15 protein-coding genes are annotated in these 15548 nt (G+C 70.2%); 11 read left to right on the top strand and 4 right to left on the bottom strand.

Going from position 1 to position 15548, the window contains the following annotated elements; genetic code table 11:
- Positions 1-45 precede the first annotated feature (45 nt).
- The 5 genes from lon to ACXN5W_RS13755 all read left to right on the top strand — a co-directional run bounded on the left by lon (position 46) and on the right by ACXN5W_RS13755 (position 7213).
- A complete protein-coding gene (gene lon / locus ACXN5W_RS13735) occupies positions 46-2349 on the top strand; it encodes an endopeptidase La (protein ID WP_473158634.1) in 2304 nt (767 codons plus the stop codon).
- 309 nt (positions 2350-2658) lie between these two features.
- A complete protein-coding gene (locus ACXN5W_RS13740) occupies positions 2659-3024 on the top strand; it encodes an SCP2 sterol-binding domain-containing protein (RefSeq protein WP_473158635.1) in 366 nt (121 codons plus the stop codon).
- Between the two features lie 3 nt (positions 3025-3027).
- Complete coding sequence (locus ACXN5W_RS13745; RefSeq protein ID WP_473158636.1) at positions 3028-5082, top strand: amylo-alpha-1,6-glucosidase; 2055 nt, start codon at positions 3028-3030, stop codon at positions 5080-5082.
- A gap of 96 nt (positions 5083-5178) precedes the next feature.
- On the top strand, positions 5179-5751 hold the full coding sequence (locus ACXN5W_RS13750) for a dihydrofolate reductase family protein (RefSeq protein WP_473158637.1): 573 nt from the start codon (positions 5179-5181) through the stop codon (positions 5749-5751).
- A gap of 277 nt (positions 5752-6028) precedes the next feature.
- Positions 6029-7213 carry a cellulose binding domain-containing protein gene (locus tag ACXN5W_RS13755; protein ID WP_473158638.1) on the top strand — a complete coding sequence of 395 codons (1185 nt, stop codon included), beginning with the start codon at positions 6029-6031 and terminating at the stop codon, positions 7211-7213.
- Positions 7214-7333: 120 nt separating this feature from the next.
- Here ACXN5W_RS13755 and ACXN5W_RS13760 read toward each other — a convergent pair whose 3' ends face one another.
- The gene (locus ACXN5W_RS13760) at positions 7334-8368 is read right to left on the bottom strand and encodes a nitronate monooxygenase (RefSeq protein ID WP_473158639.1); all 1035 of its coding nucleotides are present in this window, start codon (positions 8366-8368) and stop codon (positions 7334-7336) included.
- Positions 8369-8591: 223 nt separating this feature from the next.
- On the opposite strand from ACXN5W_RS13760, the gene ACXN5W_RS13765 reads away from it, so the two are divergent.
- Positions 8592-9041 (top strand): type II toxin-antitoxin system RelE/ParE family toxin, encoded by a 450-nt coding sequence (locus ACXN5W_RS13765; RefSeq protein WP_473158640.1) that lies wholly within the window; start codon positions 8592-8594, stop codon positions 9039-9041.
- On the top strand, positions 9038-9355 hold the full coding sequence (locus tag ACXN5W_RS13770; RefSeq protein WP_473158641.1) for a helix-turn-helix domain-containing protein: 318 nt from the start codon (positions 9038-9040) through the stop codon (positions 9353-9355). The genes ACXN5W_RS13765 and ACXN5W_RS13770 overlap by 4 nt, the downstream gene beginning before the upstream one ends.
- Positions 9356-9688: 333 nt before the next feature.
- Here the strand turns inward: ACXN5W_RS13770 and ACXN5W_RS13775 are convergent, their stop codons facing one another.
- Both ACXN5W_RS13775 and ACXN5W_RS13780 read right to left on the bottom strand, forming a co-directional pair.
- The gene (locus ACXN5W_RS13775; RefSeq protein ID WP_473158642.1) at positions 9689-9970 is read right to left on the bottom strand and encodes a hypothetical protein; all 282 of its coding nucleotides are present in this window, start codon (positions 9968-9970) and stop codon (positions 9689-9691) included.
- Between the two features lie 11 nt (positions 9971-9981).
- Positions 9982-10764: a polymorphic toxin-type HINT domain-containing protein gene (locus ACXN5W_RS13780; RefSeq protein WP_473158643.1), complete on the bottom strand. Its 783-nt coding sequence runs from the start codon at positions 10762-10764 to the stop codon at positions 9982-9984.
- Between the two features lie 49 nt (positions 10765-10813).
- Here ACXN5W_RS13780 and ACXN5W_RS13785 point away from each other — a divergent pair, with 49 nt between their 5' ends.
- The 4 genes from ACXN5W_RS13785 (at position 10814) to ACXN5W_RS13800 (ending at position 14250) form a co-directional block, all read left to right on the top strand.
- The gene (locus ACXN5W_RS13785; RefSeq protein ID WP_473158644.1) at positions 10814-11302 is read left to right on the top strand and encodes a type II toxin-antitoxin system PemK/MazF family toxin; all 489 of its coding nucleotides are present in this window, start codon (positions 10814-10816) and stop codon (positions 11300-11302) included.
- A gap of 83 nt (positions 11303-11385) precedes the next feature.
- Complete coding sequence (locus ACXN5W_RS13790) at positions 11386-11991, top strand: dihydrofolate reductase family protein (protein ID WP_473158645.1); 606 nt, start codon at positions 11386-11388, stop codon at positions 11989-11991.
- 72 nt (positions 11992-12063) lie between these two features.
- Complete coding sequence (locus ACXN5W_RS13795) at positions 12064-12918, top strand: peptidylprolyl isomerase (RefSeq protein WP_473158646.1); 855 nt, start codon at positions 12064-12066, stop codon at positions 12916-12918.
- A 72-nt stretch (positions 12919-12990) separates the two neighbouring features.
- Complete coding sequence (locus tag ACXN5W_RS13800) at positions 12991-14250, top strand: alkaline phosphatase (protein WP_473158647.1); 1260 nt, start codon at positions 12991-12993, stop codon at positions 14248-14250.
- 138 nt (positions 14251-14388) lie between these two features.
- On the opposite strand, the gene ACXN5W_RS13805 is transcribed toward ACXN5W_RS13800, so the two are convergent.
- Positions 14389-15507, bottom strand: coding sequence for a lytic polysaccharide monooxygenase auxiliary activity family 9 protein (locus ACXN5W_RS13805; protein WP_473158648.1), 1119 nt, complete (start codon positions 15505-15507; stop codon positions 14389-14391).
- Positions 15508-15548: the final 41 nt, after the last annotated feature.

Consider the following 15548-nt stretch of genomic DNA (forward strand, 5'->3'; position numbering starts at 1 on the left):
ACTTGAGCCTGGCACGCTCAACAAACGGAATTGCAGGTGTGTGTGATGGCAACGCTTCCCGTCCTGCCCCTGACCGACGCCGTCCTGCTGCCCGGGATGACCATCCCGGTCACCCTCGACCCCACCACCCAGGCCGCCGTGGACGCGGCCCGCGCCACCGGTGACAAGACCCTGCTGGCCGTGCCCCGGGTCGACGGCGAGTACGGCTCGGTGGGCACGGTCGCCCACCTCGACAAGGTGGGCCGGCTGCCCAGCGGCGAACCGGCCGCGGTGATCCGGGGCATCTCCCGGGCCCGCATCGGAGCCGGCGTGCCCGGCCCGGGTGCCGCGCTCTGGGTCGAGGCCACCGTGCTCGACGAGCCGGCGCCGGCCGGCAAGGCGAAGGATCTGGCCCGCGAGTACCGGGCCCTCATGACGTCCGTGCTCTCCGAGCGCGGAGCGTGGCAGGTCATCGACGCGATGGAGCGGATGACCGACCTCGGCGAGCTGGCCGACTCCGCCGGCTACGCCCCGTGGCTCACCCTCGACCAGAAGATCGAACTGCTCTCCGCGCCCGACGTGACGGCCCGGCTGGAACTGCTGGTCGGTTGGGTTCGCGAGCACCTGGCCGAGCAGGAGGTCAGCGAGCGGATCAACAACGACGTCCGGGAGGGGCTGGAGAAGTCCCAACGGGAGTTCCTGCTCCGCCAGCAACTCGCCGCGATCCGCAAGGAACTCGGCGAGGAGGAACCGGACGGCTCGGCCGACTACCGGTCCCGGGTGGAGGCCGCCGACCTGCCGGAAAAGGTACGCGAGGCGGCGCTGCGCGAGGTCGGCAAGCTGGAGCGCTCCAGTGACCAGTCACCGGAGGCCGGCTGGATCCGCACCTGGTTGGACACGGTGCTGGAGATGCCGTGGACGACCCGTACCGAGGACAACACCGACCTCGGCGCGGCCCGTGCGGTGCTGGACGCCGACCACGCCGGCCTGGCCGACGTGAAGGACCGGATCATGGAGTACCTGGCGGTGCGCAACCGGCGCGCCGAGCGCAACCTCGGCGTGGTCGGCGGACGCGGCTCGGGTGCGGTGCTCGCCCTCGCCGGTCCGCCCGGCGTCGGCAAGACCAGCCTCGGCGAGTCGGTGGCCCGCGCGCTGGGCCGGAAGTTCGTCCGGGTCTCGCTCGGCGGCATCCGCGACGAGGCCGAGATCCGCGGCCACCGTCGGACGTACGTCGGCGCGCTGCCCGGCCGGATCGTCCGGGCGCTGCGCGAGGCGGGCTCGATGAACCCGGTCGTGCTGCTCGACGAGGTCGACAAGGTCTCGGCGGGGTACGCGGGCGACCCGGCGGCGGCACTGCTCGAGGTGCTCGACCCGGCGCAGAACCACACCTTCCGGGACCACTACCTGGAGGTCGACCTCGACCTGTCCGACGTGCTGTTCCTGGCCACCGCGAACGTGGTGGAGGCCATCCCCGGCCCGCTGCTGGACCGGATGGAACTGGTCACGCTGGACGGCTACACCGAGGACGAGAAGGTCGCCATCGCCCGGGACCACCTGCTGCCCCGGCAGCTGGAGCGGGCCGGGCTGACTGCCGAGGAGGTGACCGTGGCCGAGTCCGCGCTGGCGCGGATCGCCGGCGAGCACACCCGGGAGGCCGGCGTACGGCAGCTCGAACGGGCACTCGCCAAGATCCTCCGCAAGGCGGCCGTCGCCCTGGCCACCGACTCCACCCCGATCCAGGTCGACGTGGACAACCTGACCCGCTACCTGGGCCGGCCCAAGTTCACGCCCGAGTCGGCCGAGCGGACCGCGGTGCCCGGCGTGGCGACCGGGCTGGCGGTGACCGGTGCCGGCGGGGACGTGCTGTTCATCGAGGCCACCTCGATGGAGGGCGAGCCGGGACTGACCCTCACCGGGCAACTCGGTGAGGTGATGAAGGAGTCGGCGCACATCGCCCTGTCGTACCTGCGGTCCAACGGCCGCCGGTTCGGTCTGGACCCGAACGCCCTGGCCGGGCGGCGGATCCACCTGCACGTACCGGCGGGAGCGGTGCCGAAGGACGGCCCGAGCGCCGGCATCACCATGGTCACCGCGCTGGCCTCGCTGGCCAGTGGCCGGCCGGTACGCCCCGAGTTCGGGATGACCGGTGAGGTCACGCTCTCCGGTCGGGTGCTGCCGATCGGTGGGGTCAAGCAGAAACTGCTCGCGGCCCACCGGGCCGGCCTCACCGAGGTGATCATCCCGGCCCGGAACGAGCCGGACCTGGACGACCTGCCCACCGAGGTGCGGGAGGCGTTGACCATCCACACCCTGGCCGACGTGGCGGACGTCCTCGCGCTGGCGCTCCGGCCCGCCGAAGCCCTCGTGTAACCCGACACAAGGAAGGGCCCCCTGTTATCGCTTTTCGGATAGCAGGGGGCCCTTCCTAACGCCCCGGCTGGGCGCCGCCCTGAGGTCTTGGATACCGCCGCCCCGGGGTCACCCGGTTCGGGTGATTGCCGGCTCACCCCGCCGGCGGCGACGCTGCGGGGGCACCGACAGCGCACCAGGCGGGCGCCGGGGTACCACGCACCGGGCAGGTGCCGTCGGTACACGCACCGGGCAGGTGCCGTCGGTACACGCACTGGGCAGGTGCTGGCAGCCACCGGTGGCGCGGTGAGAGGGCGGCGGGGAGGGCGGATGATCGAAGCGGTCGAACGGTTCTTCGCCGACATCGATCGGCACGGGCCGGATCTGCTGCCCGGGAAGTACTCCGGGACGATCCGGTTCGACCTGGCCCTCGATCATGTCGACGAGCACTATCTGTTGGAGATCGACCGGGGACAGGTCCGGGTGCTGCGGGAGGACCGGGAGACGGGCTGCGTGGTCCGGGTCCAGCAGGACCACTTCGCCGCGGTGGTGGCCAACCGGTACGGGCTCTACGCCGCGATCTGGCGCAACCTGATCACCGTCGAGGGTGATCTGGCGCTGATGGCCCCGTTGCGCGAGCTGATGTCGACGGATCTGCGGCCCGACCGGCTCGCGTGGTCACACCCGGAGGGCTGAGCGGTGGACCCGAACCCCGTCGCCATCCTCGACGGCAACACCTTCGTCCTCAGCGACGATCGCGGCGACATCCGGCTGGACGAGAGCACCCCCCTGGGCCTGTACTCCTTCGACACCCGCCACATGTCGCGTTGGGAGCTGACGCTCGACGGGGAGAACCTGCACAGCCTGTCGGTGGACGACATCAGCTACTTCGAGGCCCGGTTCTTCCTGGTCCCCGGCGCCGCGACGCACTACGTGGACGCCAAGGTCTCGGTGATCCGGCACCGTTGGGTGGGGGCCAGCTTCGACGAGGACCTGACCGTACTCAACCACGATTCGGCACCGATGGATCTGCGGGTACGGATCGACATGGCCAGCGACTTCGCCGACACCGTCGAGATGCGCAGCGGCTACGGGCCGGAGCCCCGACGGGGCACGACGCGGGCAGTGGTGGAGGAGGGCCACCTTCGGCTGAGCTATGAACGGGAGACCTTCACCCGGGAGACCATCGTGTCCAGCACGATGCCGGCCGAGGTGGACGAGCGGGGCATGACGTTCGACATCCGGATCGATCCGCACGGCAGCTGGCGTACCAGCCTCCAGGTCCAGACGGTCGTGCGGGGCGCCCGGGGCCGGGACATCCGCGCCAGCCTGGCCGCGCACCAGGGCCGGGAACGGCCGGAGATGCGCGCCGAGTTGGAAGAATGGCTCCGGCAGGCACCCCGGCTGGTCACTCCGTCGGCGTCGCTGAGCACGACGTACCGGCGCAGTCTGGTGGATCTCGGCGCGCTGCGCTACGCCACCCTGACGTTCCGGGAACGGTTGCCGGTCGCCGGCCTGCCGTGGTTCATGACCTTCATCGGCCGGGACGCGCTGCTCACCTGCCTACAGACGGTGCCGTTCACCCCGCAGCTCTGCCAACCCACCCTGAAGATCCTGGCCCTCGGCCACGGCACGGTGGTCGACGACTTCCGGGAGGAGGAGCCCGGCAAGATGCTCGCCGAGATCCGGTACGGCGAGAGCGCCGCCTTCGAGGACCGTCCGCACGCCTCGTACTACGGCGCCGCCGACACCACCCCGCTGTTCGTGATCCTGCTCGACGAGTACGAACGCTGGACCGGCGACGCCAACATGGTCCACGAGATGGAGTACGAGGCACGCCTGGCGATCGACTGGATCGACCGCTACGCGGATCTGACCGGTCTCGGGTACGTGGCGTACCGGCGTCGCAACGAGCGCAGCGGTCTGCTCAACCAGTGCTGGAAAACCTCACCCGACGCGATCTCCTACCGCGATGGGCGGCTGCCCGGCTATCCCCTGGCCACCTGCGAGTTGCAGGGGTACGCCTACGACGCCAAGTGCCGGGCGGCCCGGCTGGCCCGCCGGTTCTGGAACGACCCGGAGTACGCCGACCGGCTGGAACGGGAGGCCGCGCAGCTCAAGGAGCGGTTCAACAAGGACTTCTGGCTGGCCGACCGGGAGTACTTCGCGGTGGCGCTGGAGGCCGACGGGACGCCCGTGGACAGCCTCACCTCCAACATCGGCCACCTGCTGTGGAGCGGCATCGTCGAGGTCGACCGAGCGGGGCGGGTCGTCGAGCACCTGATGAGCGACCGGCTCTACTCGGGCTGGGGCGTCCGGACGCTCGCCACCGACAGCCGCCGTTACAACCCGATCGGCAGCCACACCGGGATGGTCTGGCCGTTCGACAACTCGTTCATCGCCTGGGGCCTGCGCCGGTACGGCTACTCCGGGGCCGCCGCCCGGATCGCCGAGGGCATCATGTCGGCCGCCACCTACTTCGACGGCCGGCTGCCGGCGGCCTTCGCCGGATACGACCGGCGGCTCACCAAGTATCCGGCCACGCACCCCGGGATCGGTGCGCCGTACGCCACCGCCAGCGGGGCGCCGCTGTTGCTGTTGCGCGTGCTGCTCGGCATAGAGCCTCGGGGAGGTCACCTCGTCGTCGAGCCGGCCATGCCGGAGAGCATGGGCCGGATCGAGCTGCTCGACATCCCGGGCCGCTGGGGGCGGCTGGACGCCTTCGCCCGTGGCCGCCTCTCCGTGCCGCGCTGAAAGTTCTCCGAAGAATTCCAGCTCGGGATGTCGAGCCGGCCGGGTCGGCTCCGACCGTCGGGTGAAAGCAGACCACACGATTCCCGGAGGACTCCGATGCGCAAGCTCCACTACTACGTTCACACCTCGCTCGACGGCTTCATCGAGGGCCCGAACGGGGAGTTCGACTGGCCCACCATGGAACCGGAGCTGTCCGACTACTCGCTCGGACTGACCGAACGAGCCGACACGTTCGTCTACGGCCGGGTCGTCTGGAACATGATGGCCAGCTACTGGCCCGACGCCGAGTCGGTGTCGACCCACGAACACGACATCGCCTTCGCGCCGATCTGGCGGCGTACCCCGAAGGTGGTGTTCTCCCGGACGATGCGTGCGGCCGGCTGGGACGCCCGGGTCCTGAGCGGTGACCTCGCCGAGCAGGCCACCGCGCTGAAGCGGGAGCCCGGCGGTGACCTGCTGCTCACCGGCGGCGCCGAACTGGGCGGCAGCCTCGCGGCGCTGGGACTGGTGGACGAGTTCCACATCGTCGTCCACCCGGTGGTGCTGGGCGGCGGCCGGCCGCTGTTCCCCGGCGTCAAGGAACGTCTCAACCTGGAACTGGTCGAGTCGCGGGTGTTCGACAACCGGACCGTCCTGCTGCGCCACCGGCCCGTCAACCAGCCGGGTTGATCCGGCTCGACGCGACGGACCCGCTCGACACCTCGCACCGGTCGGCGGTGTGCACCGGACCCGGCAGAGCCGCCCGGATCCGGTGCGTACCGTCCCCGCCCCAGGCCGCCGTTGGGCGCGCCGTCCCCCGACCGTGGCGGTCCGCGTACCCGCGATGTCGACGATGGTCAAGACTGTCGATTCGATTCGAGCCGATGATGTGAAGCTGGCGGACCACCCGTCCATCGACCAGGATCAGACCTTGACGGACATCGATCTAATGCCGCATGGTCGGAACATGTCAGGCGCGTACTCGAAGTCGTTGTTCCGTCGGGGCCTGCCGGCGGTGCTGGCCGCCGCCGTCGGGTCGATCGCCGTGGTGGGATTCGCGCTGGTCGCGGCCCTGCCCGCCAGCGCCGGCGTCGCGCCGGCGCCACAACCGGCGGCGGCACCCGCGCTGGCGCCCGCACCCGGATCCGCGGTACGCCCGGCGCCGGCGCTCCACACCGCCCCGCACGCCCTGACGACCTCCCAGCCGACCCCGACGGTGTTGCGGCCGAGCCCGCCGACGAACCTGACCGCCACGGTCACCTCGACGTCGGTCACGCTGACCTGGACGGCGTCGACCCCCGGCTGCTGCGCCATCGCCGGGTACGACATCGCCGTCTTCGAGGTGCTCGACGACACCGGATCGCAGGTCCGGATCGGGAACGTCACCACGACCACCATCACCACGGGCATCCGGCCGGCGACCCAGTACCGGTTCTGGATCACCGCCAGGGACGTGAACGGACTGGTCTCGGCGACCGGGGGGCCGGTCACCGTGGTCACCCCGGCCACGGACACCGGCCCCGACACCGTTCCGCCGACCGCCCCGGAGAACCTGACCGCGTCCAAAATCACCGCCACCACCGCGACCCTGTCCTGGTCGCCGTCCACCGACAACATCGCGGTGACCGGATACAACATCTACCGGTGGGACGGTGTGTCCCCCCGGACGCTGCTGGCCACCGTGCCCACGACGTCCTACTCGGTGCCGCTGCGGTCGGATGCGGGGAACTACTTCGTCGTCCAGGCCCGCGACGCCGCCGGCAACGTGTCGATCGCCAGCAACGACCTCACGGTGGACCCGGCGCCGCCGACCCAGACCTGCCAGGTGACGTACGAGACGCTGGCCCAGTGGTCGGGCGGGTTCACCGCCGCGGTGACGGTGCGGAACACCGGGCCGAGCCCGGTCAGCGGCTGGGCCCTGGCGTTCGGCTTCCCGGGTGACCAGCGGATCACCTCGGCGTGGAATGCCAGCTACGCCCAGTCGGGTGCCGTCGTGACATTCCGCAACGCCAACTGGAACGGCACGATCGCACCCAATGGGAGCGCCTCGTTCGGCTTCCAGGGCCGATGGACCAGCAGCAACGCGGCACCCAGCCTCTTCTCGCTCAACGGCTCGCCCTGCACCACCGGCCAGGTGCGCACCACCGGCTAGGTGCGACCAGCCCGCCGGACGGGTCCACATGACACGCCCGGTGACGGGTCGACGGACGCCGGCCGGGTCGACCGACGCCGGTCGGATCGACGGACGCCGGTGACGGGTTGCAGTCGCGGGTCAGAGGTCGCGGGCCAGTTCGACCAGCAGTTCCGCCACCGAGGCGACCCGGGCCCGCCGGTAACCGGTCCCCGCCCACAGGTGCAACCGCTCCGGGTCACCCGCCGCCGCGGAGGCCCGGCGCAACGGCCGGGTGAGATGGTGCACCGCCGGATAGCCGAGCGGCGCCGCCGCGTCGTACCGGTCGATGAAGCCGTTGCGCAGCGCGCGGGCCGGTCGGCCGGTGAAGGCCCGGGTGACCACGGTGCCGGTGCGTCTGGGATCGGCGAGGGCGTCCTTGTGCGGCTGGCTGGCGCCGCTCTCGTCGGCCCGCAGCAGCAGCGTGCCGACCATGACGCCGAGCGCTCCGGCCCGCAGCGCGGCGCGTACCCCGGCACCGTCCGCGATGCCGCCGGCCGCCACCAGCGGCAGTCCGGTCACCCGGCGCACCGCCACGACCAGTTCCGGCAGCGGCGGGACGGCCGGGAGCCGATCCGGAGCGAACGTGCCGTAGTGCGCGCCGGCCTCAGCGCCCTGCACGATCAGGCCGTCCACCGGCAGCTCGGCGGCGGCCACCGCCTCGGGCACGGAGGTCACGGTCTGTAGCACTCGGGTGCCGGCCCGCCGCAGCGCGGTCAGGGTGGCCCGGTCCGGCAGGCCGAAGGTGAAGCTGACCACCGGCACCGGCGAACTGATCAACAGGTCCACCTTGGCCCGCCAGCTGTCGTCATCCTCGACCGGCCCGGCCGCACCCAGGTCGAGCCCGTAATCCCGACCCTCGGGCTCGATCAGCCTCGCGTACCGCCGGAACTCGCCGGGGTCGACCGGGACCGGCGCCGGGGCGAAGACGTTCACCCCGAACGGGCGGCCGGTGCCGCGTACCCGTTCGATCTCGGCGGCCGTCACCTCAGCCGGCTGGTAGCCGGCGGCCAGGAAGGCCAGCCCACCGGCCGCCGAGACCGCCGACACGAAACCAGGCGTGGTCGCCCCGCCCGCCATGGGTGCAGCCAGCACCGGCAGCTCGACGCCGAACAGCCCGGACAGTTCATCTCGCATTCCTGCACTGTAGGTAAGGAACGTCGCCGTCGAGACAGAGAACCCCGCTCGGCCCCGCGTTCCTACGCGCCCACCTCGCCTCCGGCGGACGCTGCCCGCGCGTTCACTGGGTTGGTCGGTTGCGTTGCATAACGACGCCGCGCATTGGACCCGCCTCGTCCGTTACGCTGGATCAGCCCAACCGCTGTGCGATATCTGAGCGGACCTTCGCCGGGTCCAGCCCTTGAGAGCGGAGGATGCCCGCACTGTCTTCCTCGTTGCTCAACAAGGCGGCCTGAAGCAGGTGAAGGCTTCCCGCCCGTGCCCCACGACCCGCCAGATCCCGCGCGCGTTCCGCGGCTTCCGAGGCCGCGACAGTCCACTTCGGGTTCCTGGCACTGGAGCGCCAAGATCTGCGGAACATCGCGACCTGCTCGCCGAAGCCGGCCCCGGGCTCGGCCGGCCACTGGTCGACACCATCCACGGATCCTCGATCGCCAACCTCAAAGAGCTACGCCCCGGCACCGTCCGCATCCTGTTCGCCTTCGACCCATGGCGCTCCAGCATCCTGCTCGTCGCCGGAGACAAGGCCGGACGATGGCAGCAGTGGTACACCGAAGCGATCCCCCTGGCCGAGCAACGCTACGAGACCTACCTCAAGGAACGCGCGAACGAGGAGGGCCGACAGCCATGAGCAGCTACACACGCTGGAACGACATCCGCACCACCCACGTCGAGCGCGCAGGCGGCGAGCAGGCCGTCGAGGAAGGCAAGCAGGAACTTCTCGCCACCGTGGTCGGACACCGCCTCGCCGAGGTACGCCGCGCGCGGGGTCTGACGCAACAGCAGGTGGCCGACCGCATGGGCGTCACCAAGGGCCGCGTGTCCCAGATCGAACAGGGCAAGATCTCCGGCCAGGACGTCGTCGCCCGATACGCCACCGCCCTCGGCGGACGTCTGCACCAAGCCATCTACTTCGACGACGGCGACATCGCCGCCATCGCATAGCTCAACCAGCACGCCAAGATCCGACAGGCTCAAAACTGCTCTACAGGATCAAGACGGCCCGGGGAATGGCCGGGCCGCGCGCACGCGCTACGACCTACGGCCCCGCGCGCACGCCACCGACACCGAGCCGCCCTCGACTGCGCCCCACCTGTCCGCCATCGAGCACAGATAAATAGCATCGATAATTGACGATCTATAATCCCGCGTGACGGCAACGATGACGGCAACCCCGGCCGACTGCCACGCCCCCGCGCGTTCGACAGTCACGCTGTGTATGCACGTCGCCCGCCCAAACAGCCTGGCGCTCTTACCTTCGGACGCCAGATCCGCGCGTCAGTCACCAACGAACCAGAGCATCCGATGCGGCTCCTCATCCGCGACGCGACAAGCGTTCCGTAACCAGTCGAAGTCGTCGCTATTTGGGTTTACATCTAAGTCTCCTTCGTATCGATCAAGCTCCAGCAGAAGCGCACCGATCTGACTTCGATTGAAAACGGTGTCGGACCACGGAACTATATGGGCGAGCAAGGGGTATTGCGCAGCGTCGGCTTGGAAGAAATTGTCCACACCAGGACCGGTTTCGTCCGACACAATCGCACCGGATGCCGCCCTCACCTGCACATTTATCATAGAAACTCCGGATGAACGCTTGTCACTTGACCATTCTCAACCCATACCGCGACGTGCCGCTCGCCGTCAAAACCAATCTCTTCCCCCGTATCAAACAGGTGCCGGTGCGCGCCATTATTCATGCTTATCTTGTCCATAGGAGAATTCATCGCGTCCCGCGACCACTCCCTAATTTGCTCCGGGGTTGTTCCCTCGGCGAACTTACTCTTCACTGCGAACTCAGGATACAAGTGGTCTTGCTCGAGGGAGTGGCGAGGAAGAATGTGGTCGTTCATTACCGCGTCGGAAATTTCACCGGTACCGCAGTTGTGTACCAGCACCGGCGTGGTGCCGGCGAGCACATAGTACGTGTGGACGTCCGCGACCGTGAGGTCGTTCATCCAGTGCAGGCCGGTCCAGGTCTTGACGCTGACAACGAGCCGGCTGGTCCGGCCGTTCGCGTCCCGCAACTGGTCGCCGGACACCAGGTCGGCGGCCTCCATCCAGGCGTGCTTGGTGACGGACCAGAACGGGTGGTGCCAGGTTGTGTGCAGGACCATCTTGGCGCCGGTCCTGGCGTCCTTGCCGGTCACGTCCGCGAGATCCCGGTCGTGGTTGGTGTGCAGGGCGGTGACCTGCCGCTCCGACCGCTTACCCGTCTGCGGGTCGGAGGCCAGGACCTTGTCGCCCTTGGTCGTCGCGTGCTCGACAAGCCGCTTCCGGGCGCCCCCGAGCGTGTAGGTGTAGCTCTGCCAGTACGGCGCCGGCCCGCGTACCCGCTCGGTCGCGGCGGTCCGCACCCGTCCGCCCGGCGCGCGACGGGCGGTGATCGTCGGTAGGCTGCCCGCCGTGACGAGGGTCTTCAGCGGTGTCGCGGCAAAGGTGAGTCGGATCGTCGGACGCGGTGCGCCCGCTCCCGCCGGGCGGATTCCGGCCCAGCCGGCCCGTCGTCGGCAGGTCGCCGCCCTGCAACGCCGACAGCTCGTCTACGCCCCCGAGCTGGACGGGCGCGCCGACCCCGGCGAGGTCGTCTGGACCTGGGTGGCGTACGAGGACGACCCGCGGCAGGGCAAGGACCGCCCGGTGCTCGTGGTGGGCCGGTCCAGCCGCACGCTCTTCGGCCTGATGCTGTCCAGCCAGAGCGAGCGCCAGGGCCAGCGCAACTGGCTGGCCCTCGGGCCCGGTGACTGGGACCGGGACAACCGGCCGAGCTGGGTACGCCTGGACCGGGTGCTCACGATGCGCGAGGACGGGATCCGCCGCGAGGGGGCCATCCTGGACCAGGCTCGCTTCGACCGGGTCAGTGCCGCGCTGCGCCGGGACCACGGATGGTCCTGAACTAGTTTCCGTCCCGTGTCCTCCGGGGCGCTGTGCCGATCGACGTATTGGTGATGGCACCCCCGAGGAGACGGAGTTCCACGATGAGCAAGGTCATGACCGGCGCCACGATGTCCATCGACGGCTACATCGCCGGCCCGAACGACAGCGGGTTCGACCTGCTGTTCCGGTGGTACCGCAACGGCGACGTCGAGACGCCGAACCTCAACCCCGAACTCACCTTCCGGACCACACCGGCCAGCGCGGAACACCTGCGTGAGCTGATGGGTCAGCTCGGCGCGCTGGTGGTGGGTCGGCACCTGTACGACCTGACCGGCGGCTGGGATGGCCGGCACCCCCTGGATGTGCCGGTGGTGGTCCTCACCCACCGACTGCCCACCGACCGGCCGGTGGCGGATGAGAACTTCGTGTTCGTCACCGAGGGGGTCGAGGCGGCGGTCGAGCGGGCCCGGGAACTGGCCGGCGGCAGGTGGGTCGGGGTGAACGGTGGCACCATCGCCCGGCAGTGCCTGGACGCGGGCCTCGTCGACGAGGTTCACGTCGACCTGGCACCGTTCATCCTCGGTGCCGGTACGCCGTTCTTCGGCACGCTGGCGAGCGGACCCGTCGAGCTGGCCGGACCGTACTCGATCATCGAGGGCAAGGACGTCGTCCACCTGCGTTATCGGGTGGTCCGTAAGCCGGCGTAGGGCGGCGGCCCCGCGTTCCGGCCGGCATCCCCATAGACTGCGACCATTGGCCCCAGAGCAGGAGGATGCCCAGTGTCGAGCGATCCCCGACCGGTTTCCCCGGGTACGGCCCCGAGCCACCGCAGCCGGTACGCGCTGCCCGCCCTCGCCGTCACGGCCCTGACCACGGCCGCGCTGCTGGCGAGCGGGGGCGCGGCAGCGGCCGTACCCGCCGACACCGGGACCGGCGCGACCGCCGGGAGCGCCGTCGGGGCCGGCGCGACCGCAGCGCCGCCGCCGAGGACCACGCACGGTCCGTGCGCGTACACCGAGACTCCGGACGAGCCGGCGGCCCGGCCGGTACCGCTGCCGCCGGATCCGCGACACACCCCCAGCCGGGGGACGGTACGGGTGACCCTGCGCACCAACCAGGGTCCGATCGGGCTCACCCTGGACCGGGAGCAGGCACCCTGTACCGTGCAGAGCTTCCTGCACCTGACCCGGCACCGGTTCTACGACCGGACCATCTGCCACCGGCTCACCGCCTACAGCACGCTGAAGGTCCTGCAGTGCGGAGACCCCACCGGCACCGGTGAGGGCGGTCCGGGGTACCGGTACGCCGACGAGCTGCCCACCGACCTGCCGCCGGCGCCCACCGACCCGACCGGAGAGCGCCGGATCTATCCCCGGGGCACCCTGGCGATGGCCAACGCCGGCCCGGACACCAACGGCAGTCAGTTCTTCCTGGTGTACGCCGATTCGGTGCTGCGGCCCAACTACGCGGTGTTCGGTTCGGTGGACAGTGCCGGCCTGGCGACGTTGGACCGGATCGCCGCGGCGGGCATCGCCCCCACCCCGGATGACCCGGCGCCGGTGGACGGGGCCCCGGCCCAGCCGGTCGAGCTACGCCGAGCAGCAAAAAGTCTCCCAACCGGGACCGGTCATTAACCTGCTGGACAGCCAGTAACTCCCTTCCTGCTGTTGGTTGGTGCTCGAAACCAATCCGCCAGGAGGAACCACGTGACTTCCCGTACCGTTCGGTGGCTGGTGGCCCCGGTGCTCGCCGGCGCCGTCGCCGCGACCGGGATGACCCTGCTCAACCCGTTGCAGTCGGTCGGAGCCGCCGGCAAGGGCAAGGCCCGCAACGTCATCTTCATCAATGGCGACGGCATGTCCGCCGCGCACCGGGAGGCGGCCCGGCTCTACCTGGCCGGCCTCGACGGTCAGCTGAACATGGACAAGCTGCCCGTGTCGGGGCAGCTCAACACGACGCCGCACGATCCGAAGAGCCCGATCACCGACTCGGCGGCGGCCGCCACGGCCTGGTCGACCGGGGAGAAGACCTACAACGGCGCCATCGGCGTGGACGTCGACGGCAACCCGCTGCCGGTGCTCGGCGCCCAGGCCAAGGCGAACGGCAAGGCGACCGGCCTGGTCACCACCGCCCAGGTCACCGATGCGAGCCCGGCGGCGTTCTTCGCCAACACGGCCAACCGGTCGGCCCAGGACGAGATCGCCCGGCAGTACATCGAGGTGTCGAAGCCGGACGTCATTCTGGGCGGCGGCGAGGACTGGTGGCTGCCCGCCGGCACCGCCGGCGCGTACCCCGACAACCCGGCCGAGGACCCCGCCGAGGCCAGCAAGGGCACCAAGGGCAACCTGATCGCCGAGGCCCGCCGGTCCGGCTACCAGTACGTCTCCACCGCCGAGCAGCTGCAGAAGGCCAAGGGCGGCAAGCTGCTGGGCCTGTTCGGCAACGAGGAACTGTTCCAGCAGCGGCCCGAAGGCGAGGGTGACCTCTACAACCCGCCCGCGAGCCTGGCGACGATGACGGCCAAGGCCCTGGACACCCTGTCGAGCAACAAGAAGGGCTTCTTCCTGTTCGTCGAGGAGGAGGGCATCGACGAGTTCTCGCACGAGAACAACTCCACCCGGGTCCTCCAGACCATGGGCGAGCTGGAGAAGGCGGTCGTCGTGGCCCGCAACTACGCGGCCACCCACCGGGACACCCTGGTCGTGGTGACCGGCGACCACGACTGCGGCGGGCTGACCGTCGAGGACACCGGCACCGGTGACGAGTCCGGCGACGGCATCTCGGCCGAGGACGGGCCGTTCCCGATCAAGGGCAGTGCCCTCACCTTCAACATGGACTGGACCACCAGCGGCCACACCGGCGTCGACGTGCCGGTCACCGCGTACGGGCCGCTGGCCGAGCAGTTCACCGGCAAGCACCAGAACACGTACGTGCACGAGGTGCTGTCGCAGATCCTCACCCACTGAGCACCTGCGCTGCGAACGACCCGTGGCCTCCCGCTGACCGGCGGGAGGGCACGGGTCTGTCCGTCGACTGCCGGTCTACCTCGACCACCGGCGAGGCCCGCGCGGCCACCGGTCAGGTGACCACGCGGGTGCCCGACATCAGGTCGCCGTGCAGGTGACGGCCGGTATCGGGTTGCTGCTGCCGGTCGCGTTACCCAGGAAGCCGAACGTGGTGCTCCCGCCGGCATTCAACGCGCCGTTGTAGGTGACGTTCGTCGCGGACACCGTGGATCCGCTGGTGGTGAGGTTCGCACCCCACCCGGAGGTGACCGTCTGGCCGTTGGCGTAGGTCCATCGGACCGTCCAACCGTGGATGGCCGAGCTGCCGGCCGTCACCTGGATCTCACCCTGGAACCCGCCGGTCCACGAGCTGGTGATCTTGTACGTCGCGGAGCAACCGCCCGCCGCAGGCGAGGTGGGCGGGGCGCTGGTCGGCGGCATGCTGGTCGGCGGGGCGCTGGTCGGCGGCATGCTGGTCGGCGGAGCGCTGGTCGGCGGGGTGGTCGGGCCGCCGCCGAAGTCCACGTCGCTGCACAGGTAGTACCCCTGGTCCATGTGACTGGCCTGCCACAACGTGAACACGATGTGCCGACCGGTCCGGCCCGGTGCCGAGCCCGCGACCTGGATCGAGACACCACCGTTGTCCTTCGTCCACTGTGACGCCGGGGTGTTGCCGATCTGTCCCACCAGGTCCAGGTCGCCCCAGCCCAGTGGCTGGGTGGCGGAGTTGAAGCCCTGCTTCGTGACGTACACCTTGATGTAGTCCGCGCCGTGGCTGGCCTGGTCGAACAGCTTGATCCGGAAGTTGTTCGAGATCGGGGTGGTCTTCCACGCGCCGACCGTGTCCAGCGAGTTGTACAGCCCGCCCTGCGTGTGGCCGGCACTGCACAGCTGGCCGTCCGGGATCACGGCCTGCGGGTTGCCACCGACCTCGTTGCGGTAGAGGCCGTTCCACTGCCACATGGTCTGCGGGTTGGCCTGCCAGGCCTGCCAGCACATCGGGTCCTGGGTGGCCATGGCCGGGTTCTGGAAGTCGCTGCCCCAGCGCTGCCAGCATCCGTAGTTGCGGGTGGCCGGATCGATCACCGAGCCGTGCGCCGAGGCGGGCCCGGACAGGACCGTCGTCAACGTGCCGGCGAGCAGCACCGTGAGTGCCGCCCCCAGCGCGGCCAACCAGGCCAGGCGGGGAATCGAACGGGTATGAACATGGGTGGACATGAAGCCCCCGGAAGTCGAAGGATCGGTCGGGTGTGTGCCCG

It is taken from the genome of Plantactinospora sp. A48, assembly GCF_055793945.1.

Coding starts and splice junctions, on each gene's coding strand:
- lon (WP_473158634.1), top strand. CDS start 46: ATGGCAACGCTTCCCGTCCTGCCCCTGACCGACGCCGTCCTGCTGCCC.
- ACXN5W_RS13740 (WP_473158635.1), top strand. CDS start 2,659: ATGATCGAAGCGGTCGAACGGTTCTTCGCCGACATCGATCGGCACGGG.
- ACXN5W_RS13750 (WP_473158637.1), top strand. CDS start 5,179: ATGCGCAAGCTCCACTACTACGTTCACACCTCGCTCGACGGCTTCATC.
- ACXN5W_RS13755 (WP_473158638.1), top strand. CDS start 6,029: ATGTCAGGCGCGTACTCGAAGTCGTTGTTCCGTCGGGGCCTGCCGGCG.
- ACXN5W_RS13760 (WP_473158639.1), bottom strand. CDS start 8,368: ATGCGAGATGAACTGTCCGGGCTGTTCGGCGTCGAGCTGCCGGTGCTG.
- ACXN5W_RS13770 (WP_473158641.1), top strand. CDS start 9,038: ATGAGCAGCTACACACGCTGGAACGACATCCGCACCACCCACGTCGAG.
- ACXN5W_RS13790 (WP_473158645.1), top strand. CDS start 11,386: ATGAGCAAGGTCATGACCGGCGCCACGATGTCCATCGACGGCTACATC.
- ACXN5W_RS13805 (WP_473158648.1), bottom strand. CDS start 15,507: ATGTCCACCCATGTTCATACCCGTTCGATTCCCCGCCTGGCCTGGTTG.